Annotated in this window: 16 protein-coding genes; 6 read left to right on the forward strand and 10 right to left on the reverse strand. The window is 68.1% G+C overall.

From position 1 onward, the window contains the following. Positions 1-16 precede the first annotated feature (16 nt). Together A7U43_RS16925 and A7U43_RS16930 are read right to left on the reverse strand one after the other, a co-directional pair. The gene (locus A7U43_RS16925; protein WP_068002944.1) at positions 17-4,030 is read right to left on the reverse strand and encodes a bifunctional nitrate reductase/sulfite reductase flavoprotein subunit alpha; all 4,014 of its coding nucleotides are present in this window, start codon (positions 4,028-4,030) and stop codon (positions 17-19) included. Positions 4,031-4,168: 138 nt separating this feature from the next. Continuing rightward, positions 4,169-5,560, reverse strand: coding sequence for an MFS transporter (locus A7U43_RS16930; RefSeq protein ID WP_067997534.1), 1,392 nt, complete (start codon positions 5,558-5,560; stop codon positions 4,169-4,171). 363 nt (positions 5,561-5,923) lie between these two features. Here A7U43_RS16930 and A7U43_RS16935 point away from each other — a divergent pair, with 363 nt between their 5' ends. From A7U43_RS16935 to A7U43_RS16950, 4 genes are all read left to right on the forward strand, one after another. Next, positions 5,924-6,277 (forward strand): molybdopterin oxidoreductase, encoded by a 354-nt coding sequence (locus tag A7U43_RS16935; protein WP_067997537.1) that lies wholly within the window; start codon positions 5,924-5,926, stop codon positions 6,275-6,277. Further along, positions 6,278-8,791 (forward strand): nitrite reductase large subunit NirB, encoded by a 2,514-nt coding sequence (gene nirB, locus A7U43_RS16940; RefSeq protein ID WP_067997539.1) that lies wholly within the window; start codon positions 6,278-6,280, stop codon positions 8,789-8,791. Further along, positions 8,788-9,084 carry a Rieske (2Fe-2S) protein gene (locus A7U43_RS16945; RefSeq protein ID WP_067997542.1) on the forward strand — a complete coding sequence of 99 codons (297 nt, stop codon included), beginning with the start codon at positions 8,788-8,790 and terminating at the stop codon, positions 9,082-9,084. Before nirB ends, A7U43_RS16945 begins: the two co-directional genes overlap by 4 nt. A 117-nt stretch (positions 9,085-9,201) precedes the next feature. Next, the gene (locus tag A7U43_RS16950; RefSeq protein ID WP_082902180.1) at positions 9,202-10,857 is read left to right on the forward strand and encodes a DUF222 domain-containing protein; all 1,656 of its coding nucleotides are present in this window, start codon (positions 9,202-9,204) and stop codon (positions 10,855-10,857) included. A gap of 21 nt (positions 10,858-10,878) precedes the next feature. Here the strand turns inward: A7U43_RS16950 and lgt are convergent, their stop codons facing one another. The 6 genes from lgt to A7U43_RS16980 all read right to left on the reverse strand — a co-directional run bounded on the left by lgt (position 10,879) and on the right by A7U43_RS16980 (position 18,142). Continuing rightward, positions 10,879-12,924 (reverse strand): prolipoprotein diacylglyceryl transferase, encoded by a 2,046-nt coding sequence (lgt, locus tag A7U43_RS16955; protein WP_067997548.1) that lies wholly within the window; start codon positions 12,922-12,924, stop codon positions 10,879-10,881. After that, entirely contained in the window at positions 12,921-13,709 is a 789-nt protein-coding gene (gene trpA, locus A7U43_RS16960; protein WP_067997551.1) for a tryptophan synthase subunit alpha, read from the reverse strand. The genes lgt and trpA overlap by 4 nt, the downstream gene beginning before the upstream one ends. Then, complete coding sequence (gene trpB / locus A7U43_RS16965; protein ID WP_068002947.1) at positions 13,706-14,965, reverse strand: tryptophan synthase subunit beta; 1,260 nt, start codon at positions 14,963-14,965, stop codon at positions 13,706-13,708. The genes trpA and trpB overlap by 4 nt, the downstream gene beginning before the upstream one ends. 71 nt (positions 14,966-15,036) lie before the next feature. Beyond that, positions 15,037-15,855 carry an indole-3-glycerol phosphate synthase TrpC gene (gene trpC / locus A7U43_RS16970; RefSeq protein ID WP_067997554.1) on the reverse strand — a complete coding sequence of 273 codons (819 nt, stop codon included), beginning with the start codon at positions 15,853-15,855 and terminating at the stop codon, positions 15,037-15,039. A 116-nt stretch (positions 15,856-15,971) separates the two neighbouring features. After that, the gene (locus A7U43_RS16975; protein WP_067997557.1) at positions 15,972-16,595 is read right to left on the reverse strand and encodes a TIGR02234 family membrane protein; all 624 of its coding nucleotides are present in this window, start codon (positions 16,593-16,595) and stop codon (positions 15,972-15,974) included. Further along, positions 16,592-18,142: an anthranilate synthase component I gene (locus A7U43_RS16980; RefSeq protein ID WP_067997560.1), complete on the reverse strand. Its 1,551-nt coding sequence runs from the start codon at positions 18,140-18,142 to the stop codon at positions 16,592-16,594. The genes A7U43_RS16975 and A7U43_RS16980 overlap by 4 nt, the downstream gene beginning before the upstream one ends. 61 nt (positions 18,143-18,203) lie before the next feature. Between A7U43_RS16980 and A7U43_RS16985 the strand changes: the two genes are divergently transcribed. After that, positions 18,204-18,659, forward strand: a complete 456-nt coding sequence (locus tag A7U43_RS16985) for a peroxiredoxin (protein ID WP_197500071.1) — start codon at positions 18,204-18,206, stop codon at positions 18,657-18,659. Between the two features lie 2 nt (positions 18,660-18,661). Beyond that, a complete protein-coding gene (locus A7U43_RS16990; RefSeq protein ID WP_068002953.1) occupies positions 18,662-19,459 on the forward strand; it encodes an ABC transporter ATP-binding protein in 798 nt (265 codons plus the stop codon). Here A7U43_RS16990 and A7U43_RS16995 read toward each other — a convergent pair. After that, the gene (locus A7U43_RS16995) at positions 19,456-20,451 is read right to left on the reverse strand and encodes a hypothetical protein (RefSeq protein WP_067997563.1); all 996 of its coding nucleotides are present in this window, start codon (positions 20,449-20,451) and stop codon (positions 19,456-19,458) included. The two genes, A7U43_RS16990 and A7U43_RS16995, sit on opposite strands and share 4 nt — an antisense overlap. After that, positions 20,441-22,060: an HsdM family class I SAM-dependent methyltransferase gene (locus A7U43_RS17000; protein WP_197499867.1), complete on the reverse strand. Its 1,620-nt coding sequence runs from the start codon at positions 22,058-22,060 to the stop codon at positions 20,441-20,443. The genes A7U43_RS16995 and A7U43_RS17000 overlap by 11 nt, the downstream gene beginning before the upstream one ends. Positions 22,061-22,075 lie beyond the last annotated feature (15 nt).

Genomic DNA, 22,075 nt, shown 5'->3' on the forward strand with positions numbered 1-22,075 from the left:
CTTTTATTCGCGCCGATCAGTACACGTCGCGGACATAGCGTTTGGTGGCGACGAGTTCCTTCTTGTAGTCGTGCGCGGCCTCGGCCGACATCGAGCCGTGCTTACGGATGATCTTCATCAGCGCGTCGTCGACATCGCGGGCCATCCGGGTGGCGTCGCCGCACACATAGAAGTGCGCGCCGTCCTCCATCCAGCGCCACAGTTCGGCGCCGGCGTCGAGCATTTTGTGCTGCACGTAAATCCGGTGCGCCTGGTCGCGGGAGAAGGCGAGATCGAGATGGTTGAGCAGACCGTCGGCCACCATGTGCTCCAGGTCGTCGCGGTAGTAGAAGTTCTCGGCGCGGTGCTGGTCCCCGAAGAACAGCCAGTTGCGGCCGGTGTGGCCCAGCGCGCGCCGCTCCTGCAGGAATCCGCGGAACGGCGCGATACCGGTACCGGGGCCGACCATGATCATCGGGGTCGCCGAATCCGGCGGCGGCCGGAAGTTGGGCGAGCGCTGCACGAATACCGGAACCGTCGATGCCCGGTCGGCCAGGTGCGTGGAGGCCACCCCGCCCCGCATGGCGCCGCGGGCACTGCGGTAGCGCACCACCGACACGGTCAACTGCACCTCGTGCGGACTGACCAGCGGGCTCGACGATATCGAATACTGCCGCGGGGTCAGCCGCACCAGCGCATCCTGCCATTCCTCCGGGTCGGCCCGCAGCGCGAACTCCTCGACGATGTCGAGTCCGTTGCGCCCGGCCAGCCAGCCCTCCAGCTTTTCCCGCGGCTTGCGCAGCATCTTGGCCTCCGGGCAGTGCTCGGCGACGAAGCTCAGCAGATTCGGGGTGATGCGGCAGAAATCGTAGGACGCGGTGAGCGCGCCGCGCAGATCGGTCGCGGCGCCGTCGACCTCGATGATCTCGTCGCCCGAGAGCCCGGTGGCGGCAAGCCAGGCCGACACCGTGTCCGCGGAGTTGCTGACGAACACCCCGAGCGAGTCCCCTGCGGCGTAACCGACGCCGTGCTCGGCGACGTGTTCGGAGATGTCGAAACCGAACTGCCGCACCTCTTTGCGGGCCGACGGCGGGGTGAGCCGGATGTTGCGGCACAGCGGCGCCAGAACCGGGGCGTTGCGGGTCAGTGGCGCCGGGGCTTTGGTCGGGGCCGGGACGGTCGCCGGCGGTCCGGCGTCGCGCCCGACGCCGGCGATCACCTGGTCGGCCCAGGCCGCCATCGGGGTCTCGTCGTACATCTCGCAGTCGGCGCGCTCGACCGAGCGGACCGCGCCGAGTTCGGCGAGGCGGGCATCCAGCGACTTGGCGTGGCCGCAGAAGTTGTCGTAGGCCTTGTCCCCGATGCCGAGCACCGAGTAGCGCACACCGTCGAGGGCGGGCGCGTCCGCCGACCCCAGCCGGTCCCAGAACTCGGCACCGTTGTCGGGCGGTCCACCGTCACCGAAGGTGCTGGTCACGAACACGACATCCTCGGCTGCCGCGATATCGTCCAGGTCGGCGTCGTTCATGGTGAGCAACCGGGCGCCGGAGAGCCGGGCGGCCAGCTGGGCGGCGAATTCCTCGGCGTTCCCGGTCTGGGAAGCCCACAGGACCAACGGTCCGGTTCCGGGGACCTGTTCGGGTTCCGCTCTCGAATAGGTGCCGGCCAGCAGGCCGTCCACCCACAGCCTGACCTGAGCGCGTACCGGGGCCGCGGACGGGAGTACCGGAACGCCCGGCGTGCCCGCGCCGAGACCCGCAAGGAAACCGGACAGGTAGCAACTCTCGTCCTCGGTGAGCTGCGGTGGGGCCGTGTCCAGTCCCAGCGCGGCGAGGCCGGTACCGGCCGGCGGCACCACCTCGACCGGGCGCAGCCGCACCGCGCAGACCTTGAGTTCGGGTTGCAGCGACTCGGCGTCCACGGCGTCGTTGGTGAGCGCGTTGACGGTGAGGTACTCGCCCTGCTCGTCGTTCCAGTGGAACGGCGCCCACACGGTGCCGGGCAGCACCCGGTCGGTGATCAGCACGGGCAGTACGGCGCGACCGCGCCGTGAGGTGAGTTCCACCCGGTGGTTCTCGGTGATGCCCTGCGCGGCAGCGTCATCCGGGTGCACCTCGACGAACGGCGCGGCGTTGAGCTTGTTGAGTTTGTCGACCCGGCCGGTCTTGGTCATGGTGTGCCACTGGTGCTGCAGGCGTCCGGTGTTGAGCACCATCGGGTAATCGTCGTCGGGGAGTTCCCGCGCGTCCATGTGCGGCCGGGCCAGGAACTGGGCCCGCCGCGACGGTGTCGCGAATGCCAGCCGCGGCCGGTGCCCGGTCTCGTCGACGTGCAGGGTCTGGGACACCCCGTCGTTCAGGTAGCGAATCGGGTTGCGCCCCGTTGTTGTCGTGGCGTCTTCCTCGGGCGGGCACGGCCACTGCAGCGGGGTCTCGCGCAGCCGTTCATAGCTGGCACCACGCAGGTCGTATCCGGTGCGCGGGTTGGCGAACCGGCGAATCTCGTCGAAGATCTCCGAGCCCGACTTGTAGGCGAAATCGGCTCCGAAGCCCAGATATTCGGCGACACCGCAGATCAGTTCCCAATCGGCACGCGCCTCGCCGACCGGGGGAACCGACTGCTGCAGCAGGGTCAGATTGCGTTCGGAGTTGATCATGACAGCGTCCGCCTCGGCCCACAGCGCGGCGGGCAGCATGATGTCGGCGTATCGGTTGGTGGCCGTGTCGAGGTAGGCGTCCTGGGTGATCACCAGCTCGGCCGCCTCCAAGCCGGCGATCACGGTATCCCGATTCGGCACGCTGGCAACGGGATTGGTGCAGATGATCCAGCAGGCCTTGATATCGCCGGCGGCGGCCTGCTCGAACATCGCGATGGTGCCCGGACCGACGTCGGAGCGGATGGTGCCGGGTTCCAGCCCCCACTGCTGCTCGCAGAAGTCCCGGTCCTCGGCCGAGAGCACGGCGCGTTGGCCGGGCAATCCCGGGCCCATGTAGCCCATCTCCCGGCCGCCCATGGCGTTGGGCTGGCCGGTGAGCGACATCGGCCCGCTGCCCGGCCGGCAGATGGCGCCGGTCGCCAGATGCAGGTTGCAGATGGCATTGGTGTTCCAGGTGCCATGGGTGCTCTGGTTGAGACCCATCGTCCAGCACGTCATCCATTCCCCCGATTCCGCGATCATCGCGGCGGCGGTGCGGATATCGGCCTCGGGGATGCCGGTGATCGCGGCCACCCGGTCCGGCGGGTAGTCGGCGAGGAAGGCCGGCATGGCGTCCCAGCCGTCGGTGTGCTCGGCGATGAAATCGTGGTCGATATCGCCGTTGTGGACCAGCAGATGCAGCAGCCCGTTGAGCAGCGCCAGGTCCGTTCCGGGTTTGATCGCCAGATACAGGTCGGCCTTGTCCGCGGTCGCCGTGCGCCGCGGATCCACCACGATGAGCTTGGCACCGGACCTGAGCCGGTCGGCCATCCGCAGGAACAGGATCGGATGGCAGTCGGCCATATTCGCGCCGATGACGAAGAACAGGTCGGCGGAGTCGAAGTCGGTGTACGAACCGGGCGGCCCGTCGGAACCGAGGGACTGCTTGTACCCGGTGCCGGCGCTGGCCATGCACAGCCGTGAGTTCGACTCGATGTGCACGGTGCGCAGATAACCCTTGGCCAGCTTGGTCGCCAGATACTGAGCCTCCAGCGACATCTGGCCGGACACGTAGAGGGCGACGGCATCGGGCCCGTGCTCGTCGACGATGGCGCGCAGCCGGCGGCCCGCCTCGGCGACCGCGGCGTCCACCGGCACCGGCTCGGGCTCGGCACCCCGCGCGCTGCGCACCAGCGCGTTGCTCAGCCGGTGCTCGGTGGCGGCCATCATCTCGGCGTGGGTGGCGCCCTTGGTGCACAGCCTGCCGGCGTTGCTGGGGTGCAGCTTGTCCCCGGCAACCTTGGCGATGACGGGCAGACCGGTGGTGCGCTCGGCGGCGGTGGTGACCTCGATGCCGCAACCCACGCCGCAGTACGAACACGCCGTGCGCGTGGTGCGTCCTGCCGCCGTGGTCATGCCGTCATCGTGCGCGGGCACTGTTCCGGTTCCTTTGAGCCGACGTTAGCGCGAGGAAAACTGGACCTCACAGCGGGCTCACCCCCTCGGTGAGCCCGCTGCGGGGCAGTTTCGGTGCAGGTGCAGGCCGGGAAGCCGTCACACCCCTGCCTGTGCCATCCGCGTGCTCTTGCGCAGGTAGCAGTACCAGGTGACACCGAGGAGCAGGATGAAGAAGGCGACATAGAACTGCAGCGCAGGCTCGATCGTGCCGAAGCGGGCCTTCGACCACGCATAGGCCAGCGGGACGATGAACCCGCCGAAGGCCCCGACCGAAGAGATGATGCCCAGCGCGCCGGCCGCCTGTCGACGCATGTGCACCATGGTTTCCGGGTCGCCGCCGGCGTCTTCACCCTTGACCCGGAAAATCTTGGAGATCATCCGGTAGGTCGAACCGTTGCCGATACCGGTGGCGACGAACAAGAACATGAAGGCCACGAAGAACATCGGCAGGTTCACCGCCTTCACCGACCACAGTGCCGAGGCCGCGCCGATCGCCAGCATGATGAAGCTCACCGCCGTGACGCGTGCGCCACCGATTCTGTCGGAGAGTTTGCCGCCGAGCGGCCGGGCCACGGACCCGATGCCGGCGCCGAGGAACGCCCACATCAATGCGATGTCGCCGCGGTCGAACACGGCCTTGAGCAGTGTCGGGAATGCCGCCGAGTAGCCGATGAACGACCCGAAGGTGCCGATGTACAGCAGCGACATCACCCACGTGTCGCTGTGGCGCAGCGACTGCCACACCGGCTTCACATCCGCCTTGGCTTCGGTCAGGTTGTTCATGAACAGGAAGGCGCAGATGGCGGCGACGACGGCGAACGGTACGTAGAACAGGCCGGCGTAGGACAGGGTGACCCCCGCACCGACCGTGACGACGACCGGAATGATCTTCTGCGCGACGGCAACACCGATGTTGCCGCCCGCGGCGTTCAGTCCCAGTGCCCAGCCTTTCTCGCTCTCCGGGTAGAAGAACGAGATGTTGGCCATCGAGGACGCGAAGTTTCCTCCACCGAAGCCCGCGGTGGCCGCGATGAGCAGCAGCAGTGCAAAATCGATATCGGGATTGCTGACCGCCCACGCCAGCCCGAGACACGGAATCAGCAGCAGCACCGCGGAGATCACCGTCCAGTTGCGGCCGCCGAAGATCGGCACGGCAAAGGTGTACGGCAACCGGAGGAACGCGCCGACACCACTGGGCACCGCCACCAGCCAGAGCGCCTGCGTGGTGGAGAGTGCGAAACCGGACGCCGCGGGGGTTCCGTCGGCCGACGCGGTCATCTGCACCACGACGATGCTCCACAGCAGCCACACCGAAAACCCGATGTGCTCGGCGAAAATCGAGAAGATCAGATTGCGCCGGGCCACCGGCTTACCGACGCTGCCCCAGAACTCCGGGTCCTCGGGGCGCCAGTCGTCTATCCAGTGCTTGCCGCGGCCCGGCGGGGGTGAGGCGGTGGCTTCGATGGTGGGATTGCTGGTGACGGTCATGTCGAATCTCCTGTCTAGGAATGGTTACCGCTGAAGCCGGACGCGGCATGGGCGCCGACCTGGAGCCCTGACATCTGGCGGAGACGCTATGACCACGGTGTTACGCCGCGTCACGTTGGGCGTTAATCCGCCGCAACAAAGAACTCAGCGCGCAACGGTGGCCGATGTCAGCGACAATATTCATCACGGACGCACCGCCGAAACGGCGTGGTAACAAAGCCGCCCTAGCTTCGGCGCAAAGGAGACGGATTCGCCGGCGAGCCCGACTCCGAGTCCCGATCTCAACTTACTGTCCGACATCATGATTGAGCAGGCGTAGTCGATCGACCGCGGAGAACCGACGACGAGGGGGCCGGCATCCCGATGAGTGACGGCAGTTCACCACGATTTCTTCAGGGCGCCTTTGCATTCGTCGGGGCGGGCTTGGACAAGCCTGTGCCCATCGATGCCGCACTGCGCTATGTCGTGCCCGCGGGGGCCGTCACGCAGCCGGTCTATTTCCGGGGCGGGAACTCGACCAAACAGATGATCTCGGTGGTGTTGGTCCGCGACGGTGCCCCGATGCGCTACTTCCCCATCGCCGCCAAGGGCGCAACCCATGTGGCGTTGCGTGTGGTGGAAGATCTGCTCGCCGACACCGTGCTCGAGTTGCACATCGCCGCACCCGAGGGTTGTTCGGGGACAGTGATTCTGGACCTCGGGTTGGTGGAGGTGTAGATGACCGTCACCGAAACCCTCACGCACAACGGGAGTCGGTCGACCACCACGAAGGCGCGCCTGGTGGTGGTCGGTAACGGGATGGCCGGTATCCGCGCCATCGAGGAAGTGCTGGGTCGCGGCGGCGGCGAGCAGTTCGACATCACCGTGTTCGGCGACGAGCCCTACGGCAACTACAACCGCATCCTGCTGTCCAATGTGCTGGCAGGCAGCGATGATCCCGCCGAGATCTACCTCAATGCGCTGGACTGGTATACCGACAACGACATCGATCTGCGGGCCGGGGTCCGCGTGGTGCGGGTGGACACCTTCGCCCACCTGGTGCACGCCGACGACGGCACCTCGATGCGCTACGACAAGCTGATCCTGGCGACCGGCAGCCGATCGTTCTTCCCGCCGATGACGGGTTTATGGGCCGATGACAAGACCCTGGCCGACGGGGTGTTCGGGTTCCGCACCCTCGACGACACGTCGACCATGATCGCCGAGGCCGCGACCAGGAGCAAGGCCGTGGTGATCGGCGGTGGGCTGCTGGGGCTGGAAGCCGCACGGGGACTGCAGAACCGGGGATTGACCGTCGATGTGGTGCACGCCGGCAGCACGCTGATGAACGCCCAGCTCGACGACCTCGCGGGGGCGATTCTGCGCAAATCGGTGGAGGCCCTCGGCATCGGTGTGCACACCGAGAAACGCACCACCGAAGTGGTGGTCGAGGATGGCAGGCTGGCCGGGATCGTGTTCTCCGACGGCAGCCGGCTCGACTGCGACATGCTGGTGATCGCCGCCGGGATCCGGCCCAATGTCGGCCTGGCCCAGCGTGCCGGGCTCAGTGTCGAGCGCGCCGTCGTCACCGATGACCACATGCGCTCGGTCGACGACGACGACATCTACGTCGTCGGCGAATGCGCTCAGCACCGCGGCCAGGTGTACGGCCTGGTAGCGCCGTTGTGGGAGCAGGCCAAGGTGCTCGCCGACCACCTCACCAGGAGCAACCCCAAGGCCGAGTATCACGGCTCCCGGGTCGCCACCAAGCTCAAGGTTGCCGGGGTCGATGTCGCCGCGATGGGGGTCAAGGGTCCCGAACGACCCGACGACGAATTCGTGCAGTACTCCGAACCCCGGCACGGAATCTACAAGACCGTCGTGATCCGGGACGGAAAGCTGGTGGGCGCCACGCTGGTCGGCGACGTCAGCAAGGTATCGTTCCTGACCCAGGCCTTCGACAACGGTCTGCCGCTGCCCGAGGAACGGGTGTCGCTGATGTTCGACATCGGCACCCCCGATGTCGAGGTGGGCGTCGCCGAACTCGCCGACGATGCCCAGGTGTGCAACTGCAACGGGGTGTCCAAGGCCGCGCTGGTGTCCTGTGTTCGGGACGGCACCACGTCGGTCTCCGGCGTGATGAAGAAGACCAAGGCCGGAAAGGGCTGCGGGTCGTGTAAGCAGCTCGTCGGCCAGATCGTGGAGTGGGCGGCCGGCGGCGCCGCAACCGAGGATCCGTCGGCATCGTGGTACGTCCCCGGCGTGCCCTACCCGAAACCCGAACTGATGCAGCTGATCCGCGAGCTCCAGTTGCATTCGGTGTCCTCGGTGTTCAACGCTCTCGCACCCGACGGCAAGCACGATGCCGGCTCGAAGATGGCGCTGGCCTCACTGCTGGAGATGATGTGGGCCGACGAGTTCGTCGATGAGCGGGATGCCCGGTTCATCAACGACCGGGTGCACGCCAATATCCAGCGGGACGGCACCTTCTCGGTGGTCCCGCAGATGAAGGGTGGCGTGACCAGCGCCGGGCAGCTGCGCAAGATCGCCGATGTGGCCGACAAGTATTCGATTCCGATGATCAAATGCACCGGCGGTCAGCGCATCGACCTGCTCGGTATCCGTAAGGAGGACCTGCCCGCGGTGTGGGCGGATCTGGACATGCCGTCCGGGTACGCCTACGGAAAGAGCTTCCGCACCGTGAAAACCTGTGTCGGCAGCGACTTCTGCCGGTTCGGCGTGGGTGACTCCACGGCGCTGGGCGTTGCCCTGGAGGAGCGGTTCCAGGGTCTGGCCAGCCCGGCGAAGATGAAGCTCGCGGTCACGGGATGTCCCCGTAACTGTGCCGAGTCACTGTGCAAGGACCTCGGGGTGGTGGCCGTCGACGGTGGACGCTGGGAGATCTATGTGGGCGGCGCGGCCGGTGCCCACATCCGCAAGGGAGATCTGCTGGCGACCGTCGACTCCGCCGCGGAGGTGATGACCCTCACCGGCCGGTTCCTGCAGTACTACCGCGAGAGCGCCAACTGGCTGGAGCGCACCTACGCGTGGGTGCCCCGGGTGGGTATCGACCACATCCGGGCGGTCGTGGTCGAGGATGCCGAGGGACTGGCCTCCGGCCTGGACGCGCGGATGCAGAAATCGATCGATGCCTACCGCGACCCATGGCTCGACGGGCGGGAACCGGCGACCGAAGGGCAGTTCCGCACCTCGTTGCCACTGTTGCCGCTGCCGCAGGTGCCGGTGCGGTGAGCGACCTCGGGCCGGCCTCCCAGGTCCCGCTGGGCGAGGGACGCACATTCGCCGTGGCCGACAGCCAGATCGCGGTGTTCCGGTTGCGCGACGGGTCGCTGCGCGCACTGGACGCGGTGTGCCCGCACAAGGGCGGGCCGCTGGCCGACGGACTGGCCGATGACGAGGTGGTGGTGTGCCCGTTGCACGGCGCCACCTTCGATATGCGCACCGGCGCCGAGCTCGGTGGCGGTGTACCGGTACGCAGCTACCCGGTATGTGAGGTCGAGGGGCGGATTCAGATCGAGACATGAGCGCTGCTCGTACTCTCTAAAATGTCTGTGCGCCAATACTTTTTAGGCATCTGTGGATAGCCGGCTCGGCTGTGGACAACCATTCTGCATGTCGGTAGCCCTCGATAGAATTCGAACATGCTTACGAATCAGGTGTCGGATCGGGAAGCCGTGCTGGCGGCCTTCGATGCCTACGATGCCGTGTGTAAGCAGTTGGCCGCACTGGATTTCACCCGGATGACACCGGCCGAGCTGTTCGAGTTGCAGTCCCGCCGCGAGCACCGAGCCCGCACCACCGCTGTGGCGGACCACCGGATCCTGTCGGCACTGCAGGCGCAGGCAGCACCGAAGGACATCGGCGCGCGATCCTGGCCGGAGATCCTGTGCACCCGGTTGCGGATCTCCAAGGATGAGGCCGATCGCCGCCTCGCCGACGCCCGCGATCTCGGACCGCGCCATGGCATGAACGGTGAGCTGCTGGAGCCCCACATGGCCGCCTGCGCGGACGAATTGGCCACCGGCACCATCAATCGCGAACACGTGCACGAGATCCGCAAGGCGCTGACCGCCGCGGCCAAGCATGCTGACCCTGCCGCCTGCGCCGAGCTGGAACGCGTACTGGCCACCGCCGCGACCGGGATCACCCCGCGTACGCTTCGGGAAGTCGCGACATACGCGCTCAACACCCTCAATCCGGACGGCGACGGCCCGGATCCGGCCGAGCACAAGCGCGGAATCACGTTCGGGCGTCAGGATGTCGACGGGATGATCCGGGTCAGCGGTCATGTCGACGCGGAGCTCGGCGCCTACCTGAAGACGATCACCCAGGTCTGGGGCGCACCGGGAGTCAACAACCCCGCCGACGCCGAGCCGGTGCACAACCCGGTACCGAATCCGCTGGTGGATAATCCGGGGATGCCGCCGACCGCCGAGTCGGTGCCGCCGGCGGTGCCGGCCGAACCGCGGCCACCCGAGGCGTCCCCGGTGCCACCCGAGGAGAACTGGCTTCCCGACGACGCCAGCGTGCTTGCCGAGCTGGTCGACTATCCGCCGGAACCATTTGCCGAACGCCGGACCGCGCTGGATACGGCGACGGGCGACCCAGAGCTGTCGGCCGATCAACTCGCCGAGCGACGTTCGGAGTTCGATTCCGCGCTCGATGCCGGGGAAGGTACCGCCGCTGCCCGCGACACCCGGACCAAGGCTCAGCGCAACCACGACGCGCTCAAGGCGGTCATGCGGAATGCCTTGATGTCCAAACAGCTCGGCCAGCACGGCGGCCTGCCGGTGACCGTTGTCGTTTCGACCACGTTGCGTGAACTACAGGATGCGGCCGGGGTCGCCCGGACCTCCGTCGGAACGACGATGCCCATCCGCGACCTGATCCGCCTGGCCGAACATGCGTACCACTACCTGATCGTGTATCGCGAGCACATCGCGGAACCGCTGTACCTGGCCCGGACGAAGCGGCTGGCCTCCAAAGCCCAGCGCTTGGTGATGATCTCCCGCGACCGGGGGTGCACCATGCCGAACTGCCCCGTCGCGGGTATCGACTGCGAGGGGATGCATGCCGAGTTGGACTGGGCCTCTGGCGGACGAACGGATATCACCGGTCTCGGACTCGGCTGCGGATCCGACAACCAGCTGGCATTCGAAACTGGTTGGGCCACAACGATTGGCGAGGACGGTCGGGTGCATTGGCACCCGCCGCCGCTACTCGACGTGGGGCAGGACACCCTGAACCACTTCCATCACCCCGAAGAGCTGCTCAGACCACCTGACGAGGATCCGTAGTCAGCTGCGCGGGTGCGGTGGTCAACCGTTACGCCGGAACCACCGCGGTGCGCGGAATCGTTCACCGACGCGCTTGGCATCTGAGCCGGCTTTTTCACCGGCGTCGGCGGGCTCGGGCTCGGGCTCGGGCTCTTCAACAGCATCGGCCGCCTCAGCATCACCGCTATCACCCTCGACCAACTCTGTCTCGGGCGAGTTATCCCCCGCTACAGGCTCGACGGCATCAATCTGCGCCGACTCCTCAACCGCAGGCTCAGCTGCCGCGGCATCTGCCGCCTCGGTCTCGGGCGACTCTTCAGCCACCGGAGCGTCAGCGGCACCAGGATCGTCAACTGCTTCTGCTTCTGCAGAATCGTCGGCGGTCTCCGCATCAACCGACGCGACAACAGCCGAACCCTCGGCAGATTCGGTCTCGGGCTCGGTCTCGACGGGCTCCTCGACATCGGCAGCCTCGTCACCCTCCACAACCTCGGGCGACTCCTCGGCCACCGGAGCGTCAGCCGCATCAAGCTCGCCAACAGCCTCTGCTTCTGCTTCTGCTTCTGCTTCTGCTTCTGCAGAATCGTCCGCGGCCTCCGCGTCAACCGACGCGACAACAGCCGAACCCTCGGCAGATTCGGTCTCGGGCTCGGTCTCGACGGGCTCCTCGACATCGGCAGCCTCGTCACCCTCCACAACCTCGGGCGACTCCTCGGCCACCGGAGCGTCAGCCGCAACAGGCTCTGCTTCTGCTTCTGCTTCTGCAGAATCGTCCGCGGCCTCCGCATCAACCGACTCGACATCAACCGACTCGACATCAACCGACTCGACAACAGCCGATCCTTCGGTGGCCTCGTCGGCCTCCACAACCTCGGGCGACTCCTCGGCCACCGGAGCGTCAGCCGCATCAAGCTCGCCAACAGCCTCTGCTTCTGCTTCTGCAGAATCGTCCGCGGGCTCCGCATCAACCGACTCGACAGGCTCGGCGTCCCCGGCCGACTCCTCAGCCACAGCCTCGGTCTCGACGGGCTCTTCCACATCGTCGGCCTCGTCGGCGGCGTCAGCGACGGTGACCTCTTGCGCGGTGGTCTCGCCGCCACCGGCCGCGTCCTCACCCTCGGCGGCACCCGCCGCCCTGGCGGCAGCCACGATTCCCGCGGCCGCACCCACCTCGATCACCTCGGTGGCCACCTCATCGACCGCCGAATCCCCGTCCACCAGCGGCGCATTGCCGCGCAGTGACGCCGGGTCCTCGCGCCCCTTGGGCGCTACCATCACATACACGACGGCGGCGATGAAGATGAATGTCGAGGTGAACGAGTTGACCCGGATGCCGGCGATCAGTGTCGCGGCGTCGCTGCGCATCAGCTCGATCCAGAACCTGCCCAGGCAGTACCCCGCCACGTACAGCGCGAATACCCGGCCGTGACCGAGTCTGTATCGCCGGTCAACCCAAAGCAACAATGCGAAAATCAGTAAATTCCAGAGCAATTCATACAGGAACGTCGGATGGACGACGGCCACCAACTCCCCCGTGGACACGCCGTTGAGCGAATCCCGGAACCCCGCCGCATCGCGGCGCTCGTAGATCTCCAGGCCCCACGGCAGGGTGGTCGCCCGCCCGTACAGCTCCTGGTTGAAGTAGTTGCCCAGCCGGCCGATCGCCTGCGCCAGAATGATCCCCGGGGCGATCGCATCGCCGAACGCGGGCAACGGTATCCCCCGTCGCCGGCACGCGATCCACGCGCCGACCCCGCCGAGCGCCACCGCGCCCCAAATGCCCAGTCCGCCATCCCAGATCCGGAATGCCGCGCCCAACCCGGCGCCACCGGCACCGAAGTACGTCGGCCAGTCCGTCATGACGTGATACATGCGCCCGCCGACCAACCCGAACGGCACGGCCCACAGCGCGATGTCATAGATCACGCCACGCTCGCCGCCGCGCGCCTCCCACCGGCGATCGCCGATGACCAGCGCCGCAACGATCCCGGCGATGATGCACAACGCGTACGCGCGCAGCGGAACGGGCCCGAGGAACCAGACGCCCTGTGCCGGGCTGGGGATGTAGGCCAGCGTCGTGACCGTCATGCCCGCACCGCCTGGCGCACGCCCTCGGCAAGTTCGGCGGTCAACGCTCGCACCGCGGGCAGACCCTCGTCGAGCGCCGATACCAGCGCCGACCCGACGATCACCCCGTCGGCGTAGGCACCGATCTCGGCGGCCTGCTCACGGGAGCGCACACCCAGGCCCACCCCGACGGGAATGTCGGAGATCTCCTTGACCCGGCGCACCAGTTCGGGCGCGGCATTCGACACGGCATCGCGTGCACCGGTCACACCCATCGTCGACGCGGCGTAGACGAAACCACGCGACGCGTTGACCGTCGCGGCCAGTCGCTCCGGCGTCGACGACGGCGCCACCAGAAAGATCCGGTCCAGATCGTGGCGCTCGGAGATCTGCACCCACTCGTCCGCCTCGTCCGGAATGAGATCGGGGGTGATGAGTCCCAACCCCCCGGCCGACGCCAGATCCCGGGCGAAGGTCTCGACGCCCTTGCGCAGCACCGGGTTCCAGTAGGACATCACGACGGCGCTTCCGCCCGCATTGCTGATGGCTTCGACCGCGCGCAACGCGTCATACACCCGCACCCCGCCGGCCAGCGCGGCCTCGGTGGCCCGGGCGATGGTGGGTCCGTCCATGCCGGGATCGGAGTACGCGACCCCGACCTCGATGATGTCGGCCCCGGACTCGACCATGGCGGTCATCGCCGCGATCGAGGTGTCCACATCCGGATAGCCGGTCGGCAGATACCCGATGAGCGCCGAACGCCGCTCCGCCCGGCACCTGTCGAACACTCCGGCCAGCCGGCTCACGAATCACCGTCCATCAACCCGAACCACTTCCCTGCGGTCTCCACGTCCTTGTCACCGCGTCCGGACAGGTTCACCACGATAATCGCGCCCTTCCCGAGTTCGGTGGCCAGCTTCGCCGCGCCGGCCACCGCGTGCGCGGACTCGATCGCCGGGATGATGCCCTCGGTCCGGCACAGCAGCAGGAACGCATCCATGGCCTCGGTGTCGGTGATCGGCCGGTACTCCGCGCGCCCGGCATCCTTGAGCAGCGCATGCTCGGGTCCGACACCGGGATAGTCCAGACCGGCCGAAATGGAATGCGATTCGAGAGTCTGACCGTCCTCGTCCTGCAGCAGGTAGGAGAACGATCCCTGAAACGCGCCCGGGGATCCGCCGGTGAAGGTCGCGGCGTGCCTTCCGGTGGCCACCCCGTCGCCAGCGGCCTCGAAGCCGACGAGCCGAACATCCGGATCATCGAGGAATGCGTGGAAGATGCCGATCGCGTTGGAGCCGCCGCCGACACAGGCGGTCACCGCATCGGGCAGTCGCCCGGCCTGATCGAGGATCTGCACCCGGGTCTCCATCCCGATGATCCGCTGGAAGTCGCGGACCATGAGTGGGAACGGATGCGGGCCCGCCGCGGTACCGAAGCAGTAGAAGGTGTCGTCGGCGTTGGCCACCCAATCCCGGAAGGTCTCATTGATGGCGTCCTTGAGGGTCTTCGACCCGGACTCCACCGCAACCACGCGGGCACCCAGCAACCGCATCCGCGCCACATTGAGCGCCTGCCGGGCGGTATCCACGGCACCCATGTAGATGACGCAGTCCAGGCCGAGCAGAGCGCACGCGGTGGCGGTCGCCACGCCGTGCTGCCCGGCGCCGGTCTCGGCGATCACCCGGGTCTTGCCCATCTGACGGGCCAGCAGCGCCTGTCCCAGCACGTTGTTGATCTTGTGGGATCCGGTGTGGTTGAGGTCTTCTCGCTTGAGGAAGATCCGCGCCCCACCGACATGCTCGCTGAGCCGCTGCGCCTCGTACAGCGGCGACGGGCGGCCACTGTAGTGGCGCTGCAGACGGTCGAGTTCGTCGAGGAACGTCTGATCGCTGCGGGCCTTCTCGTAGGCGGCGGTCACCTCTTCGATGACGGCCATCAAGGCCTCGGGGACCAACCGCCCGCCGTAGGCACCGAAATGGCCTTTGGCGTCCGGGTCGTGACTGGTGGGTTCGGCCAGGGCTGCGCTGGTGTGGGGCAGCTCGGGGCCCGCGATATCGGCCAAAGTCATCTGCTCTCTTCGCGCAAGCGGCTCATCGTTGTCTACTTCTCTTCGCGCAAGCGGCTCATCGACAATCAGCGTGCGGGTTTGGGGCACGACGGGTGCGCGCCGGCGGTGACCAGATCGGAGACGGCGCTCCGCGGGTCACCGCTGGTGACCAGGCCCTCCCCGACCAGGACGGCGTCCGCGCCGGCGCCGGCGTAGGCCAGCAGATCGGCGGTGCCGCGGATACCGGATTCGGCGACGCGGATGACCTTTGACGGCAGCCCCGGCGCGATCCGCGCGAAGCAGTCCCGATCGACCTCGAGGGTCTTGAGGTTGCGGGCGTTGACGCCGATGACACGCGCTCCGGCCTGCAGCGCGCGGTCGGCCTCATCCTCGGTGTGCACCTCCACCAGGGCGGTCATGCCGAGCGATTCGGTGCGGTCGAGCATCGACTCCAGCGCCTTCTGCTCCAGCGCCGCCACGATCAGCAGCAACATGTCCGCGCCGTGCGCACGCGCCTCATGGATCTGGTAGGGCCCGACGATGAAGTCCTTGCGCAGCACCGGAATCGAGACTGCCGCCCGGACACTGTCGAGATCGTCGAGGGACCCGTGGAAGCGGCGTTCCTCGGTCAGCACGCTGATGATGCGCGCGCCGCCGTCCTCGTAGGCCTTGGCCAGCTGCGCGGGGTCGGCGATCGAGGCCAACTCACCACGCGACGGGCTGGCGCGCTTGACCTCGGCGATGACAGCGATGCCGGGTGCCTGCAGCGCGGCCACCACATCCAGCGGGGGCCGGGCGTCCTTCGCGCGTTGCTTGATATCGGCGAAGCTCACCGCGGCTTCACGGGTGGCAACGTCGGCGCGGACTCCTTCGATAATGGAGTCGAGCACGGTCGCCGAACTCATTGGCCATCGTCCTTTTCCGTCGGCCGGGATCCCCCCGGAATGGTCTGCGTCGACCCAGTCGTTGTCGTGGACACCGTTGTTTTCTGAAAGGTTAGTCGCCGGGGCCACACGTTCTGTCACCGACCCTTGTTGTCCGGATCCTGCGGGTTCGGCTCGCCGGTGGGATCGCTGCCCTCGTCCAACGCGTCCCACATCATCCGCTCAGACATTCCCTGCGTCCCGGAGCCGTCCACCGTTTCCGAGTGCACCGCATCGCGGCGCGCCGCCGGCGCGGCGTACCGGGCCGACGCGGTCGGTGTCCGCGCCGCCGAGCGCATCAGCAATCCGGCCGCGACCAGCGCAATCACCGCTGCGACGACCGCCACGGCGGCGCCTGCGTAGAAGCGCTGGGATCCCACCAGCGCCGACACCGGCACCTCGGCCAGCTCCGCACCGCGCACCGCGACGTCGTGGACCACCCACTGACTGATGCCCAGGTAGGCGACTCCGGCGCCGGACACCGCCACCAGTACCGCGACCGCGCGCAGCAGCAGACCGCGTACCGCCAGCGCCGCGACCGCGGCGGCCAGCAACACCAGCGCCAGTGGGACCAGCGCCGTCGACCAGTCCGCGCCGGAGAGGGTGGAGGTCTTGGGTTGACCGAGTCCGTCGAAGGTGCTCACCTGCACCCACGGCAGCCGCGAGGCTCCCCACAGCGCCAGCGCGCCGAGGACCAGCAGCGCCTGCGCGAGCCTGATCATGGCGCCGGGGTCTGCGGATCGGTGAGCGTCTCGGCCGCGGCGATCGCGTTCAGCACCGCCTTGGCCTTGTTCGCCGACTCGTTGTACTCATAGGGCCCGTTGGAGTCGGCGACGACTCCCCCGCCGGCCTGCACGTAGGCGGTGCCCGCGCGCATCAGGGCCGTGCGGATCGCGATCGCGAAATCGGCGTTACCGGCGAAGTCCAGATAGCCGAGCACACCGCCGTACAGACCGCGCCGGGTCAGCTCGACCTCCTCGATGAGCTCCATGGCGCGCACCTTCGGCGCCCCCGACAGGGTGCCCGCCGGGAAGCAGGCCGTGACGGCGTCCAGGGCGGTCTTGCCCTCGGCGAGGTGCCCGGTCACCGTCGACACCAGATGCATGACGTGGCTGTAGCGCTCGATGTGGCTGTAATCCTCCACCCGCACCGTGCCCGGTTCGCACACCCTGCCCAGGTCGTTGCGGCCCAGATCGACCAGCATCAGGTGCTCGGCGCGCTCCTTGTCGTCGGCCAGCAGTTCCTTCTCCAGCAGCACGTCCTCCTCCTCGGTGTCCCCCCGCCACCGGGTCCCCGCGATCGGGTGTGTCGTCGCCTTGCCGTCCGTGACGGTCACCAGCGCCTCCGGGCTGGAGCCGACCACCGAGAAGTCGAGTCCCCCTTCGGCATTCGGCACGTTGAGCAGGTACATGTACGGGCTCGGGTTGGTCGCGCGCAGCATCCGGTAGACGTCGAGTGGGTCTGCGGTGGTGGTCATCTCGAAACGCTGTGAGGGCACCACCTGGAACGCCTCGCCGGCCTCGATGTCGCCGACCAGCTTGTCCACGATGGCGCTGTACTCCTGCACGGTGCGCTGCGCACGGAACTGCGGCTGCGGCCGGCTGAAGGTGGCGACGCTGGAATGCAGCGGCTCGCCGAGCGCCGCGGTCATCACATCGAGCCGGGCCACCGCATCGTCATAGGCCTCGTCGACCCGCTCGTCGGTGCCATTCCAGTTCACCGCGTTGGCGATCAGGGTGATGGTGCCCTCGTGGTGGTCCACCGCGGCGATATCGGTGGCCAGCAGCAGCAGCATGTCGGGCAGCCCGAGATCGTCGACGGTGATCTCCGGGAGCCGTTCGAGCCGGCGCACCATGTCGTAGGCGAAGTAGCCCACCAAACCCGAGGACAACGGCGGCAGGCCGGGCACCGCGGCGGTGGCCAGCAGTTCCAACGTGCTGCGCAGCGCCGCGAGCGGGTCACCGCCGGACGGCGCGTCCTGCGGTGTGACACCCAGCCAGACCGCCGCGCCGTCACGCACCGTCAACGCCGACGGCGCGCCCGCGCCGATGAACGACCACCGCGACCAGGAGCGCCCGTTCTCCGCCGATTCCAGCAGGAACGTGCCGGGCCGGTTGGCGGCCAGCTTGCGGTAGGCCGACAGCGGTGTCTCACTGTCGGCGAGCACCTTGCGGGTCACCGGGACCACCCGGTGCCCGGCGGCGAGTTCCCGGAAATCCTCACGTGGGGTGGTGACGGCCAGCGTGGCGGCCGCGGAAGCGTGTTGCACGCCGACAATCCTCCCAGACGGCCACCCGGTGGTGGGCGTAGCGTGGGCGACCGTGACGCTTATCAAGACCGGTGACCGCGTGGCCGAGTTCGAATTGCCCGACCAGACCGCCACCAACCGCAGCCTGACCTCGCTGCTCGCCGGCGGCCCGGTGGTGTTGTTCTTCTACCCGGCGGCCATGACCCCCGGCTGCACCAAGGAGGCCTGCCACTTCCGTGACCTGGCCGCCGAGTTCGCCGCCGCCGGCGCCTCCCGGGTCGGCATCAGCACCGATGCGGTGGCCAAGCAGGCCGAGTTCGCCGAGCAGCAACGCTTCGACTACCCACTGCTCTCCGATGCCGACGGCACCGTCGCCACCGCGTTCGGGGTCAAGCGCGGCCTGCTCGGCAAGTTCATGCCGGTCAAACGCACCACCTTCGTGATCGACACCGACCGCACGGTGCTCGAGGTGATTTCCAGCGAGTTCAGCATGGATGCCCACGCCGACAAGGCGCTCGAGGTGCTGCGGGCGCGGTGACGGTGACACCGGTTCTGGAGCTCACCGAGGTCACCTTCCGCCGGGACGGCAAGCAGATCATCGACGGCATCTCGCTGACCGTGCGGGCCGGCGAGCACTGGGCTCTGCTGGGCCCCAATGGCGCCGGCAAAAGCACGCTGCTCGGATTCTGTGCGGCAGTGACGTTTCCGAGCAGCGGCACGGTGCGCATCCTCGGCGGGCAGATGGGGCGCACCGATCTGTCCGTGCTGCGCCGGTCCATCGGGCATGTCAACCCCCGGCACCGCCTGCAGTACCCGTTGACGGTGCGCGAGGTGGTGCTCACGGGTTTCACCGCGACCATCGATACCGCCGCACGCTGGACGCCGAGCGCCGAGCAGCTGCGCCGGGCCGACGCGCTGATCGACACGGTGGGTCTGTCCGCGCGCACCGATGCGGTGTGGCCGACGCTGTCCCACGGCGAGCGCGGGCGGACCCTGATCGCGCGCGCCCTGATCGGCGAACCGCGGCTGCTGCTGCTCGACGAACCCAGCACCGGCCTGGACGTGGCGGCCCGCGAACAACTGCTGGAAACCATCGACAGCCTCGATGCCACGCATCCGGAGATGGCGTCGATCCTGGTGACCCATCACCTGGAGGAACTGCCCACCAGCACCACCCACGCGCTGCTCATCGGTGCGGGCCGCACCGTCGCGATGGGCCCGGCCGAGGACACGGTGACCACCGAACACGTCAGCACCGCATTCCGCCATCCGGTGACGGTGGGGTTCACCGACGGCCGGTGGAGCGCACGGGCGAGGGCCAGCTCGAGGGTGCTCTAACCGACCGGCGCCTGCTCACGACGCCGACGCGCCTCGCGGTGCCGGGTCACCGGCGCGGTGTCGATGACGCGGTTGGCCATGATTGCCAGGAATCGGGCCGGCTGCAGTTGCGGTGGCACCACATCGTGGCGGATGGCGATGTCGGGCAGCGCCGCCAGCGCCTCGTCAACCCGCGCGGTGGCGACATCGATGATCTCGAAAAGCGTTTCAGCATCCGCCTTCTCGATGCTGTCCACCTCGTCTTCTGGTGACTCCACACCGTCGGCCTGGTAGTCGATCATGATCAGCGCGGTGGCGTGATAGGCGTCGTCCTCGGTGCCCAGTTTGCCCAGCAGGTCGATCAGCCATTCGGCCTTGTCGGGTTCGGTGCTCAGGATCGTCGAGCGCAGCCCGTAGACGAAACCGAGCGCGGCCAGCGGGTGGCGCAGCCGGAGGTTCTTGGCGTCGCCGTAGCTTTCCTCGACCCGGTTCGCGGCGTTCTTGCCGAAGCTGGAGTCCATCCGCTTGGTGCTGATGAGCAGCTCCGGCCCGGTGTCCCAGTCCGACATGACGACATCGACCTGCTTCATGTAGTGCTTGCCCAGCACGCTGGCGCTCGAACCGGCCACCCCCTTCATCGAGCGCCCCAGCCGCGCCTCGATGAGTTGACGTTCCCGCTGCGGCAGGCCGTCGAGCAGGCTGGAGATGGCGCCCGGCATGATGCGCGGGTCGGTGGGTCGCGGCCAGACCGCATCCGGGTCGAATCCGGCACGGCGCAGCTCGTAGGACATCCACACGTCCAGGGCCAGCGCGGGCACCCCGGTGGTCGACGGCGCATCCAGGTACAGCGGCACGCCCAGCAGCTTGCGCAGCACCTTAAAGTCGGGGCGGTAGGTCAGCCGGTCCACGGTCCGCAGCCACGGGTTGGTGTGCACCCCGGCGGGCGCGGCATCGGCGACGATCCGGTCGAAGATCGCCCACGCGGTGGCTTTCGTGGAGGGCTCAGCGGGCACGCCGCGACCTTACCGCCCGCCTCGTCGCCAATGAATGACGTGCGGCCCGAACCGATTCCAGGTCGGCGTCCAGGTCGAGCGCGGCATCGACGAGACCGACCGCCTCGAGCAGCCTGCCGCGACCCAGCAGCGCCGCCACCGCGCGGCGGGCGGCATGCAGTTCGGCGGCGCGGGCCGCGATCAGCTCCGGGGCGGGCACCAACCAGCGATCGGCCTCGCGCGGTTCGATTTTCAACACTCCGCCGCCGTAGGCGCGGCCCACCATCTCCGCGTGCAGCACGGTGACCGAGTTCAGTGCGGCCAGCGGCAACAGATCCCGGCCCAGTGCGGCGACCTCGTCGCGCAGGTACACCCCGTGCACGGAGTTCAGGTGATGGGCGGCGGCCCGGTTGGTGACCAGCCGCGGTGTGTCGGCATTCATGCAGGTCAACAGCAGGTCGGCGGGTGGCACCAGGGGCACCCGATACCACGGCGTGCGGACCCGGCACTTGTAGGCCAGATGCACCCCGGCGGCGTGCCCCGCCTCGACATAGCGCTGCGCCGGCGCCGAGAGTCGCCCGGCGGGCCGGAACAGGTGCACCGCCTTGCCATCTGCGCCCAGCAGCGCGAGGTGCTGCGCGGACAGCGTCAGCCCGCGCAGGTGGCCGCTTCCCGGCGGGGACAGGGTCAGCAGATCGGTGGGCCGGAGCCCGAGTTCGGCCACCCGCGCCGGGGACAGCGCGAAGAAACCGTTGTTGCCGGTGACCATGCCCAGCGTGGTGTCACCCCACTGCTCGAGGGTAGCGAACCGGGCATCGTGGTGCAGCCCCTGCAGAACCTCCACGGGCCGGTTGCCGATGAGTCCGCTGACCCATTTGTCGGCGGGATCTGCCGGTGACCAATGCCGTTGCACCAGTTCCGAAGTCAGCGATTCGGCATTGCGGGCACGGTGGATGACGGCATGCCCGGATGGCCCGGCGCCGAAACCGTCGGCCAGCAACAGCACCACATCGGCCTCGGCGCCCGGGAAGACCTGCTCATCGAACATCACCAACTCGACGCTGGAGAATCGGTCGAACAGGAATTTGCGCACCGCGGCGGCGTAGTTGACGCTGAGCAGCTCGGCGGGCAGCACCAGCGCCATCCGCCCGCCGGGGCGCAGGAACAGCGCGGCATGCACGGTGAACGCGGCCCAACTGGACGCCAACGCCGACAGCGTGACTCCGGCGGCCAGCGCCGCGCGCCGGGACTGCGCCCGTTGCGTACCGCGGAAGTCCTGGTAGCGGATATAGGGCGGGTTACCCAGCACGGCCGCATACCGCGGCGTCGGTGCGATATCGAAGAAGTCCGCAGTGCGGATCCGCGCGGTGGCCCCGGCCTCGGCAACCCGGCGCCGGGCGGTCGCGACGCTGGCCGGATGAATTTCCACCCCGTCGAGTCGCGGGCGTTCGACACCGAGCCGACGTAACCGCTCGGCGGCCGCCACCAGGAAGGCGGCATCACCGGCCGACGGCTCGAACACCGCGTCATCGGGTGCGCGCACCGCCCACTCGGCCAGGTACCGGGTGATCTGCGGTGGGGTGAAGAACGCACCGCGGGCCTTGCGGGTGGCGGCGCTGTCTTCGGTCACCGGGCCATTGTCACG

The organism is Mycobacterium adipatum, from assembly GCF_001644575.1.
Classification (GTDB): domain Bacteria; phylum Actinomycetota; class Actinomycetes; order Mycobacteriales; family Mycobacteriaceae; genus Mycobacterium; species Mycobacterium adipatum.

Bases quoted from the DNA above. Each gene is read 5' to 3' on its own strand.
- A7U43_RS16950 (WP_082902180.1), top strand. From the start codon at position 9,202: ATGCTTACGAATCAGGTGTCGGATCGGGAAGCCGTGCTGGCGGCCTTC.
- A7U43_RS16975 (WP_067997557.1), bottom strand. From the start codon at position 16,595: ATGATCAGGCTCGCGCAGGCGCTGCTGGTCCTCGGCGCGCTGGCGCTG.
- lgt (WP_067997548.1), bottom strand. From the start codon at position 12,924: ATGACGGTCACGACGCTGGCCTACATCCCCAGCCCGGCACAGGGCGTC.
- A7U43_RS16930 (WP_067997534.1), bottom strand. From the start codon at position 5,560: ATGACCGTCACCAGCAATCCCACCATCGAAGCCACCGCCTCACCCCCG.
- A7U43_RS16925 (WP_068002944.1), bottom strand. From the start codon at position 4,030: ATGACCACGGCGGCAGGACGCACCACGCGCACGGCGTGTTCGTACTGC.
- nirB (WP_067997539.1), top strand. From the start codon at position 6,278: ATGACCGTCACCGAAACCCTCACGCACAACGGGAGTCGGTCGACCACC.
- trpC (WP_067997554.1), bottom strand. From the start codon at position 15,855: ATGAGTTCGGCGACCGTGCTCGACTCCATTATCGAAGGAGTCCGCGCC.
- A7U43_RS16935 (WP_067997537.1), top strand. From the start codon at position 5,924: ATGAGTGACGGCAGTTCACCACGATTTCTTCAGGGCGCCTTTGCATTC.